Here is a 2044-nt window from a genome sequence, read left to right on the forward strand (position 1 = left end):
TTAGCAGTTAGCAGTTAGCAGTTAGCAGTTAGCAGTTAGCAGTTAGCAGTTAGCATTCAGCATTTTTAAGTTATCAGTTACCAGTTAGCAGTTAGCAGTTATCAGTTACCAGTTACCAGTTACCAGTTACTATTTAAATGACCAAAACTCCAAATTCAGATCCAACTGATCAAGATTACCAAAACAATATCAATCTTAGCTACGATTATATTGAAAAATCCCTAAAAGAAGTTCAAGACATTAAGAATACTATTAACACTGAATTAGGTTTATTAATTGGATTTAATTTTACATTTATCCGTTTTTTCCTTAATGAGTTACCCAACGAAATAATTAATTCTAATCCTGTCTTATGTCATTCCTGCTTAGTATTAAAAATATTTGCTTATGTTTTTTCTATCGCTAGTATTATTTTTTGCTTTTTTGGATTATACAAAACTGTCACCTATTATATTATTCCTCCCAAACTATTACTAGAAAACTGCGATCGTGTTCCTAATGAAGAACTTAGGCTAGCTGTAATTGATACGTGGCAAAAGAAATTAGAATCTTTCAACCAAATTAATCAGCAAAAGAAACAAATATTTAATCGTTAAATCATTCTTCTATTAATCTCAGGAATAACAGCCATTATCGACGAGATTATTGTTTTTATTTTCTATTAAATGTACTTAAAAAAACTGTTCACTGTCAACTGAAAAATAGTCACCGGTAACTGTTCACTGAAAACTGTTAACTGTTCACCGGCAACTGATAACTTACTTTGACATTTCTAACATCCGTTGAATAGGTTTTAAAGCCGCTTTACGAGTAGATTCCTCCATGACAATTTCTGGTTGCTTATGCTTCATGGATAGGTATAACTTTTCTAAAGTATTTAACCGCATATGAGGACATTCATTACAACTACAATTATTCATAGCTGGTGCAGGAATAAACCGTTTTAATGGTTCCTCCTTTTGCATTTGATGAATGATTCCAGGTTCTGTTGCAACGATAAAAGTATCCTGAGAACTTTGCTGAGAATACTTCAATAAAGCAGTAGTTGAACCGATATAACTAGCGTGGCGTAAAACCGTTTCTTCGCACTCAGGATGAGCAATAATTTCCGCAGTAGGATGTTCAATTTTTAGCTGAACAATTTTCTTTTCGGAGAAAGTTTCATGAACCACACAACTACCTTGCCACAGGATCAAATCTCTCCCTGTTTCTTTAGCAACGTATCGCCCTAAATTGCGATCTGGACCGAAAATTATCGGACGATCTTTAGGTAGTTGATTAACAATTTTAACCGCATTAGAACTGGTGCAAATAACATCGCTCATGGCCTTGATGTCTGCGGTACAATTAATATAAGATACAACAATAGCAGTGGGATGCTTTGTCTTGAACTCGGCAAACTCTTTCGGTGGACAACTATCCGCCAGAGAACACCCGGCCTCTAAATCAGGTAACAGGACTAATTTATCGGGATTGAGAATTTTGGCTGTTTCTGCCATAAAGTGAACCCCTGCAAACACAATCACCTCTTTATCAGTGGTGGCTGCTTGTTGCGAAAGTCCGAGAGAATCGCCGATAAAATCAGCAATGTCTTGAATGTCGGGGTCTTGGTAATAATGAGCCAAAACAACCGCCTTTAACTCTCGTTTAAGCTCATCAATAGCACAAAATAAGTCTTTGGGTAGTGCGATCGCAGGTTGGGGTCTAGTTGGTCTAACAGTTGTGAACACAGTGGCGGGAAACTCCTCCAACAATTATAGTTAATCTTACCAAAACTATTATAACAAAGAAATCATTATATCATCTTATGTTTAAGAATAATAATGAATATTGTTAAGCCGAGCTTTATACAAATTGCTCTTAGTCTGGCTAAACATCCCCATAGGGTTCAACCACCCTTGACCCCTACAATATAAACATCTGTGCTGTGAGAGGCAAACAACTGATCAGGGATAATTAAAAATTGTTATGAGTAATATTTTCAGAGAATATGGTATCTTCTCAAAAAGCCAGGGGTCACTCGCTGCGAAAACTTAGGCCAAAC

The 2044-nt window shown here is 36.1% G+C and carries 2 protein-coding genes; one reads left to right on the forward strand and one right to left on the reverse strand.

The window, feature by feature from the left end:
- The first annotated feature begins 137 nt into the window (after positions 1-137).
- A complete protein-coding gene (locus P9B04_RS06170) occupies positions 138-596 on the forward strand; it encodes a hypothetical protein (protein WP_342054123.1) in 459 nt (152 codons plus the stop codon).
- Positions 597-758: 162 nt separating this feature from the next.
- Here P9B04_RS06170 and nadA read toward each other — a convergent pair whose 3' ends face one another.
- Positions 759-1730 carry a quinolinate synthase NadA gene (nadA, locus tag P9B04_RS06175; RefSeq protein ID WP_342054124.1) on the reverse strand — a complete coding sequence of 324 codons (972 nt, stop codon included), beginning with the start codon at positions 1728-1730 and terminating at the stop codon, positions 759-761.
- Positions 1731-2044 lie beyond the last annotated feature (314 nt).

It is taken from the genome of Crocosphaera sp. Alani8, assembly GCF_038442745.1.
Taxonomy (GTDB): domain Bacteria; phylum Cyanobacteriota; class Cyanobacteriia; order Cyanobacteriales; family Microcystaceae; genus Crocosphaera.

Coding starts and splice junctions, on each gene's coding strand:
- P9B04_RS06170 (WP_342054123.1), top strand. CDS start 138: ATGACCAAAACTCCAAATTCAGATCCAACTGATCAAGATTACCAAAAC.